At 55.4% G+C, this 18967-nt stretch carries 24 protein-coding genes; 8 read left to right on the top strand and 16 right to left on the bottom strand.

Annotated elements, in window-relative coordinates:
• Window positions 1-19: 19 nt before the first annotated feature.
• Genes phnN through phnF form a run of 9 tightly spaced genes read right to left on the bottom strand, consistent with a single transcriptional unit; the run spans window position 20 to window position 6815 of the window.
• On the bottom strand, window positions 20-559 hold the full coding sequence (gene phnN, locus ACXKZG_RS08505; RefSeq protein WP_488876010.1) for a ribose 1,5-bisphosphokinase: 540 nt from the start codon (window positions 557-559) through the stop codon (window positions 20-22).
• A complete protein-coding gene (phnM, locus tag ACXKZG_RS08500; RefSeq protein WP_488876009.1) occupies window positions 559-1695 on the bottom strand; it encodes an alpha-D-ribose 1-methylphosphonate 5-triphosphate diphosphatase in 1137 nt (378 codons plus the stop codon). The genes phnN and phnM overlap by 1 nt, the downstream gene beginning before the upstream one ends.
• On the bottom strand, window positions 1692-2393 hold the full coding sequence (gene phnL / locus ACXKZG_RS08495) for a phosphonate C-P lyase system protein PhnL (protein WP_346597678.1): 702 nt from the start codon (window positions 2391-2393) through the stop codon (window positions 1692-1694). The genes phnM and phnL overlap by 4 nt, the downstream gene beginning before the upstream one ends.
• A gap of 14 nt (window positions 2394-2407) precedes the next feature.
• A complete protein-coding gene (gene phnK / locus ACXKZG_RS08490; protein WP_053142301.1) occupies window positions 2408-3169 on the bottom strand; it encodes a phosphonate C-P lyase system protein PhnK in 762 nt (253 codons plus the stop codon).
• Window positions 3166-4011, bottom strand: coding sequence for an alpha-D-ribose 1-methylphosphonate 5-phosphate C-P-lyase PhnJ (locus tag ACXKZG_RS08485; protein WP_013202770.1), 846 nt, complete (start codon window positions 4009-4011; stop codon window positions 3166-3168). Before ACXKZG_RS08485 ends, phnK begins: the two co-directional genes overlap by 4 nt.
• On the bottom strand, window positions 4004-5077 hold the full coding sequence (locus tag ACXKZG_RS08480; protein WP_013202771.1) for a carbon-phosphorus lyase complex subunit: 1074 nt from the start codon (window positions 5075-5077) through the stop codon (window positions 4004-4006). The genes ACXKZG_RS08485 and ACXKZG_RS08480 overlap by 8 nt, the downstream gene beginning before the upstream one ends.
• Window positions 5077-5652: a phosphonate C-P lyase system protein PhnH gene (phnH, locus tag ACXKZG_RS08475; protein ID WP_488876008.1), complete on the bottom strand. Its 576-nt coding sequence runs from the start codon at window positions 5650-5652 to the stop codon at window positions 5077-5079. The genes ACXKZG_RS08480 and phnH overlap by 1 nt, the downstream gene beginning before the upstream one ends.
• The gene (gene phnG, locus ACXKZG_RS08470; protein WP_013202773.1) at window positions 5652-6098 is read right to left on the bottom strand and encodes a phosphonate C-P lyase system protein PhnG; all 447 of its coding nucleotides are present in this window, start codon (window positions 6096-6098) and stop codon (window positions 5652-5654) included. Before phnG ends, phnH begins: the two co-directional genes overlap by 1 nt.
• Complete coding sequence (gene phnF, locus ACXKZG_RS08465; RefSeq protein ID WP_173585455.1) at window positions 6099-6815, bottom strand: phosphonate metabolism transcriptional regulator PhnF; 717 nt, start codon at window positions 6813-6815, stop codon at window positions 6099-6101.
• Window positions 6816-6990: 175 nt separating this feature from the next.
• Between phnF and ACXKZG_RS08460 the strand changes: the two genes are divergently transcribed.
• The 3 genes from ACXKZG_RS08460 (at window position 6991) to ACXKZG_RS08450 (ending at window position 10135) form a co-directional block, all read left to right on the top strand.
• Window positions 6991-8388: an amidohydrolase family protein gene (locus tag ACXKZG_RS08460; RefSeq protein ID WP_488876007.1), complete on the top strand. Its 1398-nt coding sequence runs from the start codon at window positions 6991-6993 to the stop codon at window positions 8386-8388.
• Between the two features lie 464 nt (window positions 8389-8852).
• Window positions 8853-9383: a hypothetical protein gene (locus ACXKZG_RS08455; RefSeq protein WP_105759969.1), complete on the top strand. Its 531-nt coding sequence runs from the start codon at window positions 8853-8855 to the stop codon at window positions 9381-9383.
• 275 nt (window positions 9384-9658) lie between these two features.
• Entirely contained in the window at window positions 9659-10135 is a 477-nt protein-coding gene (locus ACXKZG_RS08450) for a YciE/YciF ferroxidase family protein (RefSeq protein WP_013202778.1), read from the top strand.
• Window positions 10136-10269: 134 nt separating this feature from the next.
• Here ACXKZG_RS08450 and ACXKZG_RS08445 read toward each other — a convergent pair whose 3' ends face one another.
• Both ACXKZG_RS08445 and ACXKZG_RS08440 read right to left on the bottom strand, forming a co-directional pair.
• Entirely contained in the window at window positions 10270-10869 is a 600-nt protein-coding gene (locus ACXKZG_RS08445; protein WP_488876006.1) for a hypothetical protein, read from the bottom strand.
• Window positions 10870-11124: 255 nt separating this feature from the next.
• Complete coding sequence (locus ACXKZG_RS08440) at window positions 11125-11250, bottom strand: hypothetical protein (protein WP_488876005.1); 126 nt, start codon at window positions 11248-11250, stop codon at window positions 11125-11127.
• 549 nt (window positions 11251-11799) lie between these two features.
• On the opposite strand from ACXKZG_RS08440, the gene ACXKZG_RS08435 reads away from it, so the two are divergent.
• From ACXKZG_RS08435 to ACXKZG_RS08420, 4 genes are all read left to right on the top strand, one after another.
• The gene (locus ACXKZG_RS08435) at window positions 11800-12114 is read left to right on the top strand and encodes a hypothetical protein (protein WP_105759972.1); all 315 of its coding nucleotides are present in this window, start codon (window positions 11800-11802) and stop codon (window positions 12112-12114) included.
• A gap of 276 nt (window positions 12115-12390) precedes the next feature.
• A complete protein-coding gene (gene ycgZ / locus ACXKZG_RS08430; RefSeq protein WP_134824451.1) occupies window positions 12391-12636 on the top strand; it encodes a regulatory protein YcgZ in 246 nt (81 codons plus the stop codon).
• Window positions 12637-12816: 180 nt separating this feature from the next.
• Window positions 12817-13113, top strand: a complete 297-nt coding sequence (locus ACXKZG_RS08425) for a hypothetical protein (RefSeq protein ID WP_488876004.1) — start codon at window positions 12817-12819, stop codon at window positions 13111-13113.
• Window positions 13114-13182: 69 nt separating this feature from the next.
• Window positions 13183-13431, top strand: a complete 249-nt coding sequence (locus ACXKZG_RS08420; RefSeq protein ID WP_134824453.1) for a biofilm/acid-resistance regulator YmgB/AriR — start codon at window positions 13183-13185, stop codon at window positions 13429-13431.
• A 204-nt stretch (window positions 13432-13635) separates the two neighbouring features.
• On the opposite strand, the gene ACXKZG_RS08415 is transcribed toward ACXKZG_RS08420, so the two are convergent.
• From ACXKZG_RS08415 to ACXKZG_RS08405, 3 genes are all read right to left on the bottom strand, one after another.
• Window positions 13636-13869 carry a hypothetical protein gene (locus ACXKZG_RS08415; RefSeq protein WP_041692048.1) on the bottom strand — a complete coding sequence of 78 codons (234 nt, stop codon included), beginning with the start codon at window positions 13867-13869 and terminating at the stop codon, window positions 13636-13638.
• Window positions 13870-14098: 229 nt separating this feature from the next.
• Window positions 14099-14332, bottom strand: coding sequence for a hypothetical protein (locus tag ACXKZG_RS08410; protein ID WP_053142283.1), 234 nt, complete (start codon window positions 14330-14332; stop codon window positions 14099-14101).
• A 160-nt stretch (window positions 14333-14492) separates the two neighbouring features.
• Complete coding sequence (locus ACXKZG_RS08405; protein WP_134824455.1) at window positions 14493-15071, bottom strand: helix-turn-helix domain-containing protein; 579 nt, start codon at window positions 15069-15071, stop codon at window positions 14493-14495.
• A gap of 63 nt (window positions 15072-15134) precedes the next feature.
• Here ACXKZG_RS08405 and ACXKZG_RS08400 point away from each other — a divergent pair, with 63 nt between their 5' ends.
• Entirely contained in the window at window positions 15135-15644 is a 510-nt protein-coding gene (locus ACXKZG_RS08400; protein WP_151037053.1) for a GNAT family N-acetyltransferase, read from the top strand.
• Between the two features lie 14 nt (window positions 15645-15658).
• Here the strand turns inward: ACXKZG_RS08400 and ACXKZG_RS08395 are convergent, their stop codons facing one another.
• On the bottom strand, window positions 15659-15994 hold the full coding sequence (locus tag ACXKZG_RS08395; protein WP_134824457.1) for a nuclear transport factor 2 family protein: 336 nt from the start codon (window positions 15992-15994) through the stop codon (window positions 15659-15661).
• An 88-nt stretch (window positions 15995-16082) separates the two neighbouring features.
• A complete protein-coding gene (locus ACXKZG_RS08390; protein WP_455865451.1) occupies window positions 16083-18770 on the bottom strand; it encodes a cation-transporting P-type ATPase in 2688 nt (895 codons plus the stop codon).
• Between the last annotated feature and the right edge of the window lie 197 nt (window positions 18771-18967).

Here is an 18967-nt window from a genome sequence, read left to right as displayed (position 1 = left end):
CCCAGCGCCATCAGGCCGTTTACGCCGTGGGCTCGGCCAGCAGCGTCAGAAAATGGTCCAGCGTCTGGCTGAGCGGACCGTCGTTATTCAGCATCGTGCAGCACGCGGGCGCTCCTTCCACTGCGCGGCGCAGCCGAAGGGCAATCTGCTCTTCGCTCTCCCTGCCCCGCTGACGCAGACGCTGGGCCAGCACCTCAGGCGAGACCTGCAAACAGACCGGCAGCAGCTGCGCGCCATAACGCCGTTCAACGGCCGGCAGATGCAGCCGTGAACCGTTCACCACCACATCCAGCCCCTGCGATAGCCAGAAGTCGATCTCGATGCCCAGCGCATAGCTGTGCTGATGCGCCTGCCAGTCAATGGCAAACAGCCCGCTCTCTCGCCGCCGGCTGAACTCGGCCTCGCTGAGGGCGACATGGTTTTCGCCCCCGGCGTCGGCGGCGCGGGTGATGTAGCGATGGGCCACCAGCACCCCGGCGGGAGCCGTTTCCCGCAGCGCATCAAGCAGGCTGTCCTTGCCCGATCCTGACGCGCCCATCAGCCAGATCAGCCTGGCCATCAGTAAACGGCCTTGCCTTTCGCCCACACCGAGCGCACGTAAACCTGCTGGTTATGCTGCTTAACCAGCACCAGGTCGGCGCGCTTCCCTTCGGCAATCACCCCGCGATCGTGAAGGCCAATTGCACGGGCCGGATTGCGGGTCACCAGCGCAATGGCCGCCGGCAGGTCGTAGCCATTATCCGCATCGTTGGCGATACGGAAGGCCGCATCCAGCAGGCTGGCCGGATAGTAATCGGAGGAGAGAATATCCAGCAGCCCCAGCGCCGCCAGCTGATGCGCGGCCACGTTGCCGGAATGCGATCCGCCACGCACGATGTTCGGCGCGCCCATCAGCACCTGCAATCCCTGCTCGCGGGAGGCTCTTGCCGCCTCTTCGGTGGTCGGGAATTCCGCAATCACGCTGCCGACCTGCTTAGACTCTTCAACGTGGGCCAGCGTGGCGTCGTCATGGCTGGCCAGCGGAATATTGTATTTGCGGCACCAGGCGGAAATCCCTTCGCGGTTCGGCTTCGACCAGCGCTCGGCATAGCGCAGCTGGCTGGATTCAAACTCATCCATTTCCGTATCGCTCAGGTTGTATTTGCCCTGGAAATAGACGCGATACTTCTCCAGCGAGGTGTACTGTCGCTGGCCCGGCGAGTGGTCCATCAATGACACCAGCGACAGTTCCGGCGTGCACATCAGCTGCTCAAACAACGGCTGGGTGGAGTCATGCGGCAGTTCGCAGCGCAGGTGCAGGCGGTGCTCGGCGCGATTCAGGCCGTGCTTTTCGCTGTAGCGAATGGCGTTGATCATCTTCTCCAGATTATCCAGCCGGTGGCCGCCGTCACGCACGTCGCCGACCCCAATCGCATCCAGCACGGTGGTTATGCCGTTGGCGACCATCAGCGCATCGTGGCTGCTCATTGCCGAGTGGGCCGGCCAGTCCACCTTCGGACGCGGGGTAAAGAATTTGTCGAGGTTATCGGTGTGCAGCTCGACCATCCCCGGCATCAACCAGCCGCCTTCGCCGTCGATCGCGCCCGGCAGCTGGCTTGCGGTGTCCGAGAAGGCCCGGATCACGCCGTTTTCACCGGCCAGCGATCCGTTGACCACTTCATTTTCCAGAATCAATTTGACGTTATTGATGATCATAAGGCGCTCCCGGTCACAGGGTTCATCACATGCAGACGGTTGGCAACACGGTCGCGCACCGCGCTATCGTGGAAAATGCCCACGATGGCGGCACCGCGATCGCGGGCTTGTTCAATCAGGCTGACCACCGCGGCGCTGTTGGTACTGTCCAGCGAGGCGGTCGGTTCATCCAGCAGCAACACCGGATAATCGGCGATAAAGCCACGGGCGATGTTTACCCGCTGCTGCTCGCCGCCCGAGAAGGTTGACGGTGCCAGCCCCCACAGGCGGGAAGGCACATTCAGGCGGCTGAGCAGGGCTTTGGCGCGCTCCTCGCTCTCCTGACGATCCACTCCCCGTTCCCGCAGCGGCTGCGCCACCACGTCCAGGGTGGTGATGCGCGGGATCACCCGCAAAAACTGGCTGACCCAGCCGAGGGTGTCGCGGCGCAGGGCGAGGATCTGTCGCGCCGGCGCGCTGACCAGATCGATCCATTCCTGCTGATGCCTGACCCAGATATGACCGCTGTCCGGTAAATAGTTGGCGTACAGCGAACGCAGCAGCGTGGATTTCCCGCTGCCCGAATGGCCGTGCAGCACCACGCATTCCCCCGCCGCCACCTCCAGGCTGGCATGCTGTAAAACCGGAAGCTCGGCACCGTGCTGATTATGCAGCACGAAGGTTTTCGACAAATTTTCGACGCGAAGTTGAAGAGTCATGTTTTATTCCAGAGTTAACCCAACACCGAAGAGACCAGCAGCTGCGTGTAAGGATGATGCGGATCGTCCAGCACCCGATCGGTCAGCCCGCTTTCCACCACCTCACCCTCTTTCATTACCAGCAGGCGATGGGCCAGCAGACGCGCGACGCCCAGATCGTGGGTGACAATCACCACCGCCAGATTCAGATCCCGCACCAGGCTGCGCAGCAGATCGAGCAGGCGCGCCTGCACCGACACGTCCAGCCCGCCGGTTGGCTCATCCATAAACACCAGCTTCGGATGCGTTACCAGGTTACGGGCAATCTGCAGACGCTGCTGCATGCCGCCGGAGAAGGTGCCCGGCAGATCGTCGATGCGCGACAGCGGGATTTCGACATCTTCCAGCCACTGGCCGGCCGTCTCGCGGATGTTGCCGTAATGGCGCTGGCCGACGGCCATCAGCCGCTCGCCGATATTGCCCCCGGCAGACACCTGCGGACGCAGGCCATCCATCGGATACTGATGGACCACGCCCCATTCGGTGCGCAGCAGACGGCGGCGATCGCTCTCGCTTAAGGCGTACAGATCCTGTCCCTGATAAATAATGTTGCCCTGCTGCGGTGCCAGGCGCGCTGAAATCGCCTTCAGCAGCGTGGTTTTACCGGAGCCGGACTCGCCGACAATGCCCAGCACTTCGCCGGGATACAGCTCGAACGACACGTCGCGGAAGCCTTTGCCTGGCGCATAAAGGTGGGTTAACTGGTTAACGGCCAGCAGGGGGTGTTCGCTGATCATGCTTGGTGTGCCTCTTGTTGCTGGTGGCAGTAATCGGTGTCGGAGCAGACAAACAGTCGGGTCCCCTGATCGTCGAGCACCACTTCGTCCAGATAGCTGTGCCGTGAACCGCAAATCGCGCAGGGTTCTTCCCACTTCTGCACGGTGAACGGGTGATCGTCAAAGTCCAGGCTTTCCACTTTGGTGTACGGCGGCAAAGCGTAGATGCGCTTTTCACGCCCGGCACCAAACAGCTGCAGCGCGGGCATCATGTCCATCTTCGGGTTGTCGAATTTCGGGATTGGCGACGGGTCCATCACATAGCGATCGTTGACCTTCACTGGATAGGCGTAGGTGGTGGCGATATGGCCGTAGCGGGCGATATCTTCATACAGCTTCACCTGCATAATTCCGTACTCTTCCAGCGCGTGCATGGTGCGGGTTTCGGTTTCGCGCGGCTCGATAAAGCGCAGCGGTTCCGGGATCGGCACCTGGAAAATCAGGATCTGATCTTCGGTCAGCGGCGTTTCAGGTATACGGTGACGGGTCTGAATCAGGGTGGCATCCACCGTGCGCTCGGTGGTCGCCGCGCCGCTCACCCGCTGGAAGAAGCGACGGATCGAGACGGCGTTGGTGGTGTCGTCCGCGCCCTGATCAATCACCTTCAGCACATCATGTTCGCCAATGATGCTGGCGGTCAGCTGGATGCCGCCGGTGCCCCAGCCATAGGGCATCGGCATTTCGCGGCCGCCGAACGGCACCTGATAGCCCGGAATGGCCACCGCTTTCAGGATCGCCCGACGAATAGTGCGTTTGCTCTGTTCATCAAGGTAGCCGGGGTTATAACCGCTCAGTTCAGTCACGGTGCTTCTCCTGGTATTCGGCACGCAGGCGGTTGAGCAGCTCAAGCTCGGCCTGGAAATCAACATAGTGCGGAAGCTTAAGGTGCGAGACGAAGCCCGCCGCCTCCACGTTATCGGCGTGGGACAGCACAAACTCTTCGTCCTGCGCCGGGCTGGTCACGCGCTCGCCGTGTTCGCCGGTTTGCAGCGCGCGATCCACCAGCGCCATCGCCATTGCTTTGCGTTCGGCGCGGCCAAACACCAGGCCATAGCCGCGCGTCAGGTGCGGTGCCTTATCGGCAGGCGTGGTGAAGCCGTTGACCATCTCGCATTCGGTCAGCAGGATCTCGCCGATATCCAGCGAAAAGCCCAGCTCTTCCGGCGCAATCTCCACCGTCAGATAGCCGGTGCGGATTTCCGCGGCAAACGGGTGATTACGTCCGTAGCCGCGCTGGGTCGAGTAACCCAGCGACAGCAGGAAACCTTCATCGCCGCGCACCAGCTGTTGCAGACGGGCGGAACGCGGCGACGGATAGGACGGCGGATCGCGGGTGATATCCACCGGTTCGCTGCCGTCATCCTCTTCCCGCAGGGCCAGCCCTTCGCGCGTCATCAGGTCAAAGGTATGCGCGCAGCGTTCATCCAGCGGCTGTTCGGCACGCGGCGCAGCGGGCGCTTTACCTTCTGCCAGCAGGGTGAAATCCAGCAGGCGATGGGTGTAGTCATAGGTCGGGCCGAGCACCTGTCCGCCGGGCAAATCTTTGTAGACGGCGGAGATGCGACGTTCCAGCCGCATATTCTCGGTGGCCAGCGGCAGGCTGTCGGCCAGGCGTGGCAAGGTGGTGCGATAGGCGCGCAGCAGGAAGATGGCTTCCACCAAATCGCCTGAGGCCTGCTTGATCGCCAGCGCCGCCAGTTCACGATCGTGGATGCCGCCTTCGGTCATCACCCGATCGACCGCCAGCCCGAGCTGCTGGTCGATCTGCTGGCACTGCAGTTCATCCTTGCCTTCGCCACGGCGCAGGTTTTCCTGCAGCTGATGGGCGGCTTCAATCGCCTTCTCGCCCCCTTTAACGGCAACGTACATCAGCAGACCCTCACGTCAGTGGTGCGTGGCAACGCCATCATGTTTTCGCCACAGGTGAAAATCAGATCGATGCCCTGCGGGAAGCAGTGCGGGCGCTCGCGCAGATACTGCAACACGCCTTCCGGCAGCTGCGGTGCAATCGCCCGCGTTTCCAGCAGGCCGGGACCGCTGAGGCGCAGCGTCAGCCCGCCGTTCAGGCCTGGCACTTCGATAATCACCGTGGTGCTTTTCTCCGGCGAAACGTTATTCCCTGCCGAAAACTGCCCAATCGCGGTATCGGATTTGGCATGCAGCAGCGCAAAAGGCGCATCGGTCTGTTCGGTTACCGGCGCGCCGGTATGGAAGCGCAGATTGGTCAGCAGCGCCTCGTCATTCAGGGTGCTGTCGAGGTAAACCGGCGTTTCGCGGTCGACCAGCGTCATCAGCACCGCGGTGGCGGCGGAAGATACCCGTCCCCAGGCCGGCAGCTGCGGCAACGAGACCATCACGCCCGGCTCGCTCATGGCTTTCAGGATACGGCGAAATGCCCGCTGGGAATCGGCAACCGGATGGGTAAAGCTGGCAAGTAAGGTCATTAATTATCTCCCCGGACAAGGGTAAAGAAGTCGACGCGGCTGCTGGCGATTTCGCGGGCACGCTGGGTCAGAAGCTCCTGGCGGGCGGCGGCCAGAGGCGCGATGATCTGTTGCTGGATCCGTTCGGCGCTGCTGCTCTGTTGCAGCAGGGCATCCAGTACTGCGCACAGTTCGGCATGCGCTTTATTACGGCCAATCACGTAGCTGTAACCACAGATGCCGTCATCCAGCCGCACCACGGCGCGGGTGACGGTGGTATCGCCCACAATAAAGCGGCGACCGGTGCCGCCCATTCTGGCCTGCAGGCGGGTCAGACCGGTTTCCGGCACCCTCAGTTGTTCGTAATGCGGATGAAGATTCAGCGGCTGCCAGTGGGCCAGCAGCTGCGCGGGCTGACAGTGAGCCAGCACCGACAGCCAGCGCTGTCTTGCCTTGATCGGATCCATTTAGTGCTCCAGCGTCAGTTCAATCATGTCGGCGCGCGTCAGGCTGACGGAGTATTCCGCCAGTTGCTGCTCGCCGGTGGTGTTAAGCGTGCGGACGCACAGCAAAGGCGAGTGCAGCGCGACTTCCAGCAGCTTGCTCTCCTTAGCCTGGGCGCGACGTGCGGTAATGCGGGTCTGCTTGCGGGACAACGCCAGCGACAGGTTCTGTTGCATATAGTCATGCAGCGATCCGCTGTTGAACTGTTGCAGGCTCGGCCACCAGCGCAGGTCGGGAAGATAGTGATTGATCACGCACACCGGCACGCCGTTCACCCGACGCAGCGTGCGCAGATGGATCACCGTGTCGCCCTCAACGAGGCCGAGTGCGGCGGCGATTTCGGCATTGCAGGGACGCAGCACCGCCAGCAGACGTTCGCTGGTGGGATGACTGCCCTGCTCCAGCAGGTTCTGGCTGAAGCGCGCCTGCGAATGCAGCGGATAGTTGTAGGGGCGCATCAGCACCAGGATGCCAACGCCCTGCCGCCGTTGTACCAGGCCTTTATTGACCAGCTCATCCACCGCGCGGCGCAGCGTATGGCGATTGACGGCATAGCGCTCCGCCAGCTGTTTTTCGGAAGGCAGGTATTCCCCGCAGCGGTAGGTGTTGCTGAGTTCCGTTTCGAGCTGGGCGGCAATCGCCTGATATACAGTGGTCGGATGTCTGGACAGGTTCAGCATGGAAAAATCCTCAATCACAGGGAGGAGGCGGTGTCGCGAGACGGCAATGCTCTGGCGACCTGACTTTTTCAATGCAGGTATGGTGCGTGCGCAATGTGACAGCGGGGTTAAGGCTAAGTGTCGGGCAGATGAATTTGGCTTTTGGGGGGCTCTCGCCCTGATGGTCTATGATGAAATGAATATTTCATTTTTAAACCATTTGAAAACCATGAGAGAGGTGATGATGAAAGTCTGCTTACTGGCGGCATTGATGGCAGGATTGACCAGCACTCCGCTGTTGGCGCAGCCACCGCAAGATATCCTGATTAAGAATGGCTATGTGATGCCGCTTAAGCCCAGCAGCGCAGATCGGCCGGAGAGTGACATTCTGATCCACCAGAACCGGATTGCCGAAATCGGCAAGGATCTGCCCACGGCAGGACGTCGGGTGATTGATGCGCGTGGCAAGTATGTCTTGCCCGGCTTTGTGGATACCCATTCCCATCTGTGGGTCACGACGATGCGCGGGCAGTTTCGCAATCAGGACGGCAAATTTTTCCCGGTAAGCAACCAGCTTGGCGCGCGCATGCAGCCGGCGGATACCTATACCGCCATGTACACCGGTGCGGTTGAGCTGCTGTCCGGCGGGATCACCAGCAGCGGCGACTTTTTCGATAACATTAAGGGCCCGCAATGGGGCGATGCAGGGCTAAAAGCGCTGAAAGATTCGGGGATCCGCGCGGTGATGTATTACGGTGGCCCGGATAAGACCACCAAAAAACCCATCGATACCGGTCACCTGTTGAACCTGGCGCAACAGCAAAAACCGGACGACCGGGTCACCCTCGGTTTGGGATGGCGCTTGCCGCGACAGCTCAATGATGAGAAAAACTGGGCGATGCGCGACAGCGAATTCAACGCCGCCCGCCAGCATGACCTGCCGATCCAGGTGCACGTCAGCGGCGATGCAGAGGCAATGTTTAACGCGCTGATTGACCGTCACTACCTCAATCCGTCGGTCACCGTGGTGCATGCCACCGATGCCACGCCCTCGCAGCTTGCCGCACTGGAAAAAGCTGGCGGCAGCCTGGCGTTGTCCCCAATCAGTGAACAACGGGTTGGCTACGGGCTTACCCGAATAGACCATTTCTCGGCTATAACGCGTAAGGGACTGGGTATTGATGGCAATGCACTGGCAGGCAGCGGCGATATGTTTGCCACCCTTCGGCTGGCGGCGCTGACCGAAAGTGGTGCCACGAAGGATGAAACGCGGCCCGATCCGCGCAAGCTGTTAGAGATGGCCACCTGGCATGGCGCGGATACGCTTGGCCTGTCGGCGAAAACCGGTTCGCTTGAACAAGGTAAGCGTGCGGATATTCAGATTATCGATCCTGACGCACTGAATATGAGTGGTTTTGGCGGCGGCGATCCGGCGGCGTTAATTGTTTATTCCGCCCGACCGGAAAACGTCAAAACGGTTCTCGTCGATGGCCAGATTGTGAAGCAGGACGGCGTGATGCAGCAGAAGGATATTGAGGGTTTGATCGGGCAGGCGAATGACTCGGCGAAGGGGTTGCTGAGCAGGAGTGAATAAGCGAAAGCTCAGGCATTTAAAAAAATTGTCGTGACGTTGGCGTAATACAGCACTATTCGGAATCATGCGGGCGTGAGGCCCGCCGTTTTTTGTTAATATATTGCGCATTGAAAAAACCCAATCCATTACATTGCGTTAAACTTTAATGACATTTATGGCTGAAAGCGAAAATAACGTTATGTTTTTTAAAAGACATGCAAAAATCGACGTTAATCGATCGGTCGAACGAATCCTGCAACAAAACCCCGCGTTTAATTATTTTTGCGAGCCGACTCGAAGAAAATAAACGATACTCTCCCGCGTCAGTATTTACCGTTGATTTGGCATTGACTCCTATATATCCATACAGGAGAATAGTTTCTGTTACGCACAACCCCTTATTTCCGCGTAACAAAAAGCAACGCCCCGAAAGTGCTTAGAACACTCTCGAGGCGTCTGACCACACACGTTAAGGACCAACGAATATGGCTAACGCGAATAGTAACACAGACGTTCGACATGATTTCACTTCCACACCATCTATTTTTGATCTTGAAATCACGGCACTGCTGGAATTACCGGTAAGTCCTGCGCTGGATCTGTTCCAGATATTGGATCGGTGCCAGTGTTACGTCGACGCATTAATTGAGAATGACAGTACCACCGAACGCATGGCGCTCTGTGGCCGTTTGTTCGCCGGGCTGGAAGTGCTGAAGCTGGTATTAGAGCAGCCCTTGCCGGATTATCTGGTTGCGCAGTTAACGGTCGATGAGGGTCAGCCCTGCGGCGCTGTCAATCCGCTGACGGCCGATTCGGATACGCTCTGCGGATATTGTTCGGCCCTGACGCTGGTGTTGCTTAGCCAGCAGCAGCCGACGGATCTGTCAGACCAGCTGATCGAAATGCTCTACGATATGCTGCACGTACTGGCTGACGATCTTAAGGCCCCGCGCTTTATCCGCACCCGTCATGGCTTAGCCATGATTGACGGCGAAGCGTTGTTGCAGGTTCACTAAGCCACTGTCATTCAGCCCGAGAAATCGGGCTGTTCTGGCGAAGGGGTTTTCAGGCGATGATGTGCAGGCCGTTGATGAATTTTTTATGTCGTTATTTCATAAGGCTGCATAATAATATTCCATAAATCACTTTTAATTTTTAGCAAGAATTTTTTATTTTCCTCTTCGTTTTTTGCAGTAATGAAAAATAAACGGACAGACACGTGGCAATGGTCTTTATTCAGCTACGCTTTATTGTGTACATCCTGTTTAATTTATTTATTACTGGAATCAATATGACAATTAAAACGCTTGAAGATCTGTTTATTCATGATTTATCGGATATTTATAGTGCTGAAAAACAGATTACCCGTGCACTGCCAAAAATGGCGCGTGCCGCCACCGATGAGAAACTTGTTGCTGCTTTTAAACAACATTTGGAAGAAACACGCGGTCAAATTGAACGCATCGATCAGCTGGTTGAAGCCACAGACGGCGTGCATATCAAAAGGATGAAATGCCATGCCCTGGAAGGCCTGGCCGAAGAAGCTCAGGAAATTATCGACTCCGTAGAAGCCGGCCCGGTTCGCGATGCCGGCCTGATTGGTGCCGCTCAAAAGGTTGAGCATTATGAAATGGCAGCTTATGGCACATTGCAGGCCCTTGCCCTCAAGCTGGGCTATAAAGATGCCGCGAAACTGTTGGGTGAAACGCTGGCAGAAGAGCGGGCTACGGATGAAAAACTGACCGAGATTGCTGTGCAGCAAGCCTGATTAGGGCCAGAGATGACTGATAAATAAGAGATGACTAAGTGAAACAAGGAGGAGAGCTGTTTTTCGGCCAGCACGCAATCATATACAGGCAGGTTCAGGGCGTCACACTGACGAAAATATAACGCCCCGGCGGGTTAAATGACCGGCCTGCCGCTGGCCTGCATCACGCTTCCGCTCAACCCAACTTCTTCTGCCAGTGAATCCCGGAGGTGCTGTTGATAGGCATCCAGTAGTTGCCGCTGTTTTCTCAGCGACTCTGTAAAGGCGCGGATCTCGCTGACCGTCCGTCCAGCCGCTAATGACTCCACCGCGCGTCCGGGTTCCGGTGTAAGAAAGAAGGTCGACACGTCCAGCTGCAGGGAAAGGATATGAATTTGCCATGCCAGCCATTCATCCGGGAAATGCTCGCTCAGGAGGAATTCACATCTGCCGATCTGCTCATCAGATAATTTCACCGGGCTTTCATCCACCCGCTTCAGCCAGTGCTGCAGTTCAGCGGCGTTTACCCTCCCTTGCGACGCAACTGGCGGGCAACGAGACTCAAGCGTGACAATCAACGCATCAATGTAGCCGATCACGCCCTTCAGGATTTGCCTGCACTCCGTTGTCATGCTTTCGACTTCGGCCACGCGCCGTTCACTTTCGTTGATGCCTGGACGGCGTATGGCAAAACTCACGCTGAACAGAATTGCCATTACCACTGCCGTAAGAATTAACAGATCCTGCGTAGTCATAAAATTTTCCTTATTCACGCTCTGTCGGAGACAGAACACTGAAGACCCGCTGATAGAGCCTGTTACAGAGAACAGACTGACTTTTTAAAAATAGATGAAGATGTGAAATTGGATATTGCGGCAGGAAAATATTTTTGTGGGACGTGGAAGTTACTGTGAATTACGACAGGGCCTTACTCATACGGCATCTTACGAAGCGCACCAGCCGGATGAGAAGACCGTTAATAAAAGCTGTATCAAATGATGAGGTTAAGTTTAACTGCCTGTCTCAGAGCCGGTACACAGGCGGCAATAATCCGCAGCGGGTACACGTTGTCTGGCCACCATCAGTGCCTGATGATCGGTATAAAGGGTGCCGAGGAAAATCCGGGTTTTGGGCATAATCCTTTCGCAGTTTCTGCGGTGAATTTCCCACTGTGATAAGTCCCCGGAACTGGCATAGTAATATTTGGCTGTGTACATAAAATCATCCCTAAAAAAGAGTGCGAATTATACTGAATCCGCCCTACTCTCTTTCAAGCATAAAGTGGCATTTTGATTGCAACTTAGACAACAGACTGAAATTGCTAGCAATTTAGTTTCCTTGTGCAACTACCTTTTCTGGGAAAAATTTGCCAGCCTGCGCAATTCACTCCATAACGGGCGATTAACTGAGCAAAAACAAAGCGCAGAATATTCTTAAAACAACGGCTTAATAGGTTTAATTAATCCTTGCCTGTTAATAATCACCAACGTCATTAAACCGCTATCAGGATAAAAAATGGCTATAAATCATCGCCCTGCAAACCTGTAATAAAGTTCAATATATTTTACCTTTCAATATAACAGGCCGCATTACAGTCCGCGCGTTGGATTTATGTGGCATTGGCTTCTATATTTAAATTGCTTCACTAAGTTGGCTTGCAATTTATATTTATCCCGGAGGTAATTTTGTCTATTTCCAATGAAGATGAAACGCATGAACTTATGATTGGCGAAGCTGCAGTAAGCCTTCTCTTCAACCGGAAAGATATCACGACCACTGCCCTGCTCGACGAGCTAAATGTGATGGGTAACGTTGAAGAAGATGATGACCGGTTACTTGCCATCTGGTCTGCTCGCCGCTGGCTGCTGAGCCGCAGGAAAAGCAGTTATCCAGACAATAATCACCAGGACTGGCTGGCAGAGGCTACCGGACAGGCAAATACTCGTCATCCCCACCGTGAAGACGCCATCCGTCTCACGCAGTATCAGGACGAAGACTAGTTTCTGACGGCTGAACCCCGCCCGGCCGCCTGGCCGGGCATCCGGTACAACTTCCCCCCGTTGTACAATCTGTCTGAGCCCCACACCGCGGTAAACGCCCTCAAATGCCCTTTGCTGAACGCTAGCAACCCTATGAAAAATAAAGTCTAGCACTTTTTGCAAAAAAAACCGAAGTGCTGTTTATCACAATTGCTGTACACATACTGAAAACTTGTATAACTTCAGCGTCATAAAAGCTGCACATATTTTAAACTTAACAGATACAGGACTCTTCATATGCGTCAGCACGGCCAAAATCCTCAGAATGATGCCGAAATCAGCCGCTACTTTAGCGAGGCGTCGCTGCCCTCACAGCAGGAGACCCTCGGACAGGTCGTCGTGGAGATCCTTCGCGCAGGCGGAACGTTAAATCGCAAAGCGATCTGCTCAAAGCTGTTAAGACGCCTTGAGCTGGCTTCCGGTGCGGAGCAGGAAAAGCACTACCATGACCTGATTGGCTTGCTGTTTGGCCGCAATGATTAAAATTCAGTGATGAGACCGGCGGAAGCTTTAAGATTTCGCCCGGTTCTTTTATTATTAGCGCGGCGCGTAAGCCGCTGACAGGGAATGATAACAAGAGGTGGCGGTCGCGTAAGACGGTCCCACAGCGTTAATGTCCGGATCGATACGCTTTCCCCCGTATCGCTGTTTCAGAGAAGTTGTATGCAAAAAGATGATGAAGAACAAAAACTGACAGATATCCTGATTGGCGAAGCGGTGCTGACGCTGCTGCGGCAGGATGCGGTAATGAACTCGTCGGCGCTTATTGACCGACTGCAGGCGATGGCTTCAGGTGAGCATGACACGCTCAGGCAACGCGCTTGCCGGCGTGCTATCAGCGAGGTCAGAGCAAGTCGTCAGAGCGATAACGACAGCGTTACCCAGGAAGTCCGTGACCATGAGAACGTCATGCATATGTTTAATAATGACGGTCCATCCGACGATTCTAAAAAACACTGAGTGCAAAGTTCACACACTGAAGCCATTAATCCGGGCGGCTTAAGGCCGTCATTCCTGTGAGGTAACCGCATGAACCAGCAGTCCACCGAAAATGCCATCCTGGCGTATTTTCAAAACGAGGGCGACCTGCTTTCTGATGAAACCGCGGTTATTGGCACCGTCATCCGCGAAGTTGTCGCGATGAAAGGTACCGTCAGCAACAAGGACATCATTCTTAGCCTGATTAACCGGCTGGAATCTACCACCGACGTGACGCAGTTAGATATTTATCGCAAAGCGCTCGAAGTTGTGGTTGGCCGCACGCCAGACGACGTCTGAGCCTGTGGTACTCAGGCGGCTCCGCTGTGGGCCGTCTTGCCTTCCCTTTCCTTACCCCCTCCCGGCATTCCCTTACCGTTACGAAATCTGCATGTAATACAGTGAATTTTCCAGCCATAGCAGGCCATGTTTTGTCTGTAAGCGGGGGATGAATTGCCTGTGAAGATAAGCCGGCGCACCTCTACAGAGGATACGATCGCGGATTTAATGGAAGCGTTCGAGGATGGCACGGAAAGCCAGTAGGTAAACCGATTTAAGCGCTTCATCGTTGGTCTGCTCGCTGTGTTCATGGAGGACCAGAAGTACGCTGTGCTTGTTGATGGCTTCGTTGGTGCTGATGAGCTGGGCCACTGCTCTGCCGACCACTGCACAGATGTCTGATGGATATTCTGAGTCTTTGTCGGGCACGTTCACCCCTGAGTAGTTCTGGATATGCATACAGTTTACCATCTGGAAAAGCGCATTGCATCTCCGTTAATGCTCCTATCCCCTTGCTGGGTCGTTGAAAAAACCCAACCCTGCAGGCCATCCGGGCACAGTACTGCACAGAACGCTAGCGCTTGTAGTGCAAAAATGTGAGGCAGGATACCGCGATCAGTTTCAGATTTGGGGGAAGGGTCTGGCGGGGAAGCAGCACAGCCCCGACGGGCTGCACCACCTGGTGATATTATTTAGTCTGTTGCTGCTGCTGTTGCTGCTGCTTGTCAGCCTCTTTGTCTTTTTTGTTCGCCATATGATGGCCAACGGCACAACCGGCTGCAGCGCCCGCTACGCCATGATGGGCAACATGACCTGCAACGCCGCCAACCACAGCACCTTTGATACATCCCTTCGCTTCAGCCTGAGAAGTCACAGACAGTAACAGCCCGGCAATGACAACAAACGTAGAAAGTTTAAACATTGAATTGATCCTTTTTTATTAAAATAACGCTTTGCGTCCGATGAAAGCATAGTTAATACAAATTAAGCCGTTGTTAAATATTGTAAAAATGTGTGCCAGCCGCAGCGCCTTTAAGCCAGGACTGTGGGCCGGCATGGCGCAGGGAATCAAAACGTCGACGTCAGACGGGTTTTAGCACCACCACCGCATAGCGGCACACTTCATCGGTATCATTTCTGAAGACGCAATCCGCGGGATCGCCCAGCTCCAGACAATCCCCGGCCAGCATCTCAAATGTCTTCCCCCCTTCCTCAAACGTCAGTCGGCCTTCCATCACCCATATCAGCTGCCGTCGGGAAAGGTATGAGATGACCGGCATCGGCACGGCGGTTTTCGCCGGAAGCTCAACGCTGACCAGGTCTAGCGGGATCTGGCCTGCTGAAACGTGGCGACGGATATAACCCGTTTCCGGATCCTGCCAGACAGGCTGGTTTTCATGTCTGACCAGCGTGCCCGAACGCACCTCGGTCAGGGCAATCAGCTGCGACATCGACATATCAAACGCGCCTGAGAGTCGCGCCAGCAGCGTGGCGGTCGGGCTACTTTCGCCGCGTTCAACTTTGTTGATCATTGCCCGTGAGACGCCTGAATTTTCCGCCAAATCGGTCAGTGACCATCCCCGCCTTTCCCTTTCCTGCCGGACTTTTTGACCAATGCGGGCATTCAGGCCATCTTCTTTACTGGACATTTCATCTAACATATTAGATAACTACCATAGTGTACGTTTCATCCACTTTAGTAAATCCACGCGGGAGTGTCTATCATGCGTATTCGTCCGGCTGCAGAACGCGATGCTGAAATCATTGCGGATATTTATAACGATGCGGTACTTAACACCACCGCCATCTGGAATGATAAAACGGTCGATGTGGTGAACCGCATCAAATGGATGAGCGATCGTCACGATGCCGGTTTTCCGGTGATTGTCGCGGTGGATGACGCGGATACCGTGCTGGGATATGCCTCCTATGGCGACTGGCGTCCCTGGGATGGATACCGGCATACCGTGGAGCACTCGGTCTATGTTCACAAGGCTGCGCGAGGAGGCGGGACCGGCACGGTACTGATGCAGGCGTTGATCGGACTGGCGAAAGATCAGGGCAAGCATGTGATGGTTGCCGGTATTGAATCTGAAAACAGTGCCTCGATCGCGCTGCATAAAAAGCTGGGATTCACTGACGCTGGCCGAATGTCAGAAGTTGGCAATAAGTTTGGCCGATGGCTCGACCTGACATTTTTACAGCTGCGTCTGGATACGCGTGAATCACCCTGAGCGGCCCTGAAGCCTCAGGCGAAATAGAACCAGGCAGTGGCAATAAGGTCATTTTGGACATGAAAAACAGCCATGCTTTCCAACGGGGTTGGAGACAGGCCATAAATTAATTCGTGGTCAAATACCTTATCGCCTATTACCACCCGTGAGATAAGTTCAGCGCGGAGATCGGGATTGTTGAAACGATGGTTAACGTAAAACTCACGTAATGCGTGTTTCCCCTGAGTTGAAGGGCTCTCGGTTGGCATCCGGTAGCCTTTGAACTCATCGGAAAAACACGCCATAAACGCGTCGATATCGTGGGAATTGTACGCTTCAAACTGCGCCTGAACGGGTGACTCTGCCGACATGCTAACCTCGCTTTCATTTCAAATAATTATGCAAATTATTAACATATAAATTCACACATTGAAAGCAAGAAAGCCCTGACCGTGACGTTCAGGCTGTTCTGAACTTACGGGTAAGCGGCTTTTCTATCTCCACAATCAGGAACATCACAAAACCGATAATCAGGGTGATCACCCAGTAGCGGAATGGCAGTGCCGCTGTGCCAAACAGCACCTGCATAAAGGGCGCATAGATAATCAGTAGCTGCAGGACCAGCAGCACCGCACTCACCACCCAGATTCCCTTGTTCAACAGCAACCCTCTACTCAATGAGAAACCGTTCGAGACGCGACAGTTAAGCATATAGAACCATTGCGCAGTCACCAGAGTTTGCAGTAAGACGGTACGAATGAATTCGGCAGAATAGCCGCGCGGTTGCAGCCAGGACTCCAGTACAAATGCGCTGATGGCAATCATCGATCCGACAAAGATCACCCGCCAGATGGCAAAACCATCCATCACATGCAGCTTCGGATCGCGCGGCGGTCGCCGCATAATGTTTTTCTCGCCTTCTTCAAACGCCAGACCGAAGGAGAGGGTTGCGGAGGTGGCCATATTCATCCACAGGATCAATACCGGCGTCAGCGGAATTAAATTCCCCGCCAACAGCGCAATAATGATTAATAACCCCTGAGCCAGGTTGGTCGGCATGATAAACAGAATGGTTTTTTTCAGATTGTCGTAAACCCGACGCCCTTCCCTCACTGCGCTGGCAATGGTGGCAAAGTTATCATCCGTCAGCACCATGTCTGCCGCTTCTTTTGTCACCTCGGTCCCTTTAATGCCCATCGCGATGCCGACATCGGCCTGCTTCAACGCCGGGGCGTCATTCACGCCGTCTCCGGTCATCCCGACCACTTCTTTTTTGCTCTGCAACGCCTGCACCAGACGGAATTTATCCTCCGGGCTGGTTCGCGCAAAAATGTCGTACGCTTGCGCCGCTTCACTCAGCTGCCGGTCATCCATTACCTCCAGCTCACCGCCGGTGATGGCAACACTGGCATTACTGATACCCAGCATCTGACCGATGCTCATGGCGGTTTGCGGATGGTCACCGGTAATCATCTTGACGCGGATCCCTGCCTGCAGACAGTCGCGGATGGCGGTGATGGCTTCCGGTCGCGGCGGATCCATCATTCCGGCGATGCCTAACAGGATCATCCCCTGCTGCAGATCCTGATGCGTTAATTCGCTCTGGCCTGGCGAGGCCGGTTTCCATGCCGCCGCGACCATGCGCAGCCCTTCCTTCGCATACTCTTCTATCTTCGCTTCCCACCAGGCCACGTCGAGCGGCTGCAGTCCGCTTTCCGTTTGCTGCTGCTGGCAATGCCTGAACAATACGTCCGGCGCACCGGTAAGCAGAACGCACTCCTCTTCACCAATCAGATAGTGGGTCGACATGTATTTATATTGCGAATCAAACGGAATTTTATTGCGCAGTTCGGTGGTAACTGTCGGAAGTTTCCCTTTTGCGGCGAGCACCTTCAGCGCCCCTTCAGTCGGGCCGCCGGTGATTTTCCACAGGCCGCTCTCATCTTTGATCAGCTGGCTGTCATTACACAAATCAATGGTTCGCAGATAACGTTCCAGCAGCGAACCCGGCGTGATGGCGACGGGCGACGCGTCATCGGCCCGGTGAAATGTGCCCACCGGCTCATAGCTTGCACCATCGACGCGGTAGATTTGATCGGCGGTAATAATGGCTTTTACCGTCATCTCATTCATGGTCAGGGTGCCGGTTTTATCCGAGCAGATAACGGTCATCGCCCCGAGCGTTTCAACCGTCGGCAGTTTGCGGATAATCGCCTTCTGCCTGGCCATGGTCTGTACGCCCAAAGAAAGAATGATCGAGATGATTGCGGGTAGCCCTTCCGGGACCGAGGCCACGGCGAGGCTGATCAGTGACAGCATCAGCTCAGAGAGCGCCATATCGCGGAACAGCAAACTGAAGACAAACAGCGCGGCCATCATCGCCAGAATGATCAGGAAAATGGCTTTGCCCAGCTTGTCCATCTGCACCAGCAACGGGGTGCGCTGGGGTTCAATATCGGACATCATCTGGTTGATGTGCCCCAATTCGGTGGCACCGCCGGTCGCCACCACCAGCCCTTTCCCTCCGCCAGAACTGACGGTGGTGCCGGAAAACAGCAGATTCGTCCGGTCGCCCAGCGGCAGGTCGCCGGTCAGCGCGTCGGTCCCCTTTTCCACCACGGTGGATTCCCCGGTCAGGATCGCTTCTTCAACACGCAGGTTATGGGCTTCGATTACCCGAAGATCGGCCGGGATGCGGTCCCCGGCGCGGATAACCACCACATCGCCCGGGACCAGTGCGGTGGTGGGAAGCGTTTCGTGATTGCCGCCGCGGATCACCACCGTTTCACTGGAGAGCATATTACGGATACTTTGCAGCGATTTCTCCGCGTTACTTTCCTGAATATGACCGATCAGCGCATTGATCACCGCCACGCCGAGGATAACCAGGGTATCGATCCAGTGTCCCATCACCGCAGTTAGCAGGGCAGCAGCAAGCAAGACGTAGATTAAAACATCGTTGAAGTGGGCCAGAAAGCGCAGCCAAACAGGTTTACCGGGCTTTTGCGGAAGGGCATTTTCCCCGTATTGTTTTAACCGCTCTGACGCTTCAGAGCTGCTTATCCCATCGGGTGAACTGCGGGTACTGGCCAGCGTTTCATCAACAGAAAGCTGATAGTACGCACTTTCCGGTTTAGCTGTTTTCATCGCTTTCTCCTCAAGTCCTGTTTCGGAAATCAAGGCGGTGATATCCGTTTATTAACAGATCGGCATTTACGCAAATGCTAAGGCCTCTGGCCGTGAACAGGTTCGCGTCAGATGACGATATATGTCATTAATGGCTACTCACAGGGAGCTGATTAGTGAAAAACCTTAATGTTTCACAGATAATTCGGGAAATTAAC

Source organism: Erwinia sp. 2186, from assembly GCF_057812255.1.
This window is presented reverse-complemented; position numbering and strand designations above follow the sequence as displayed.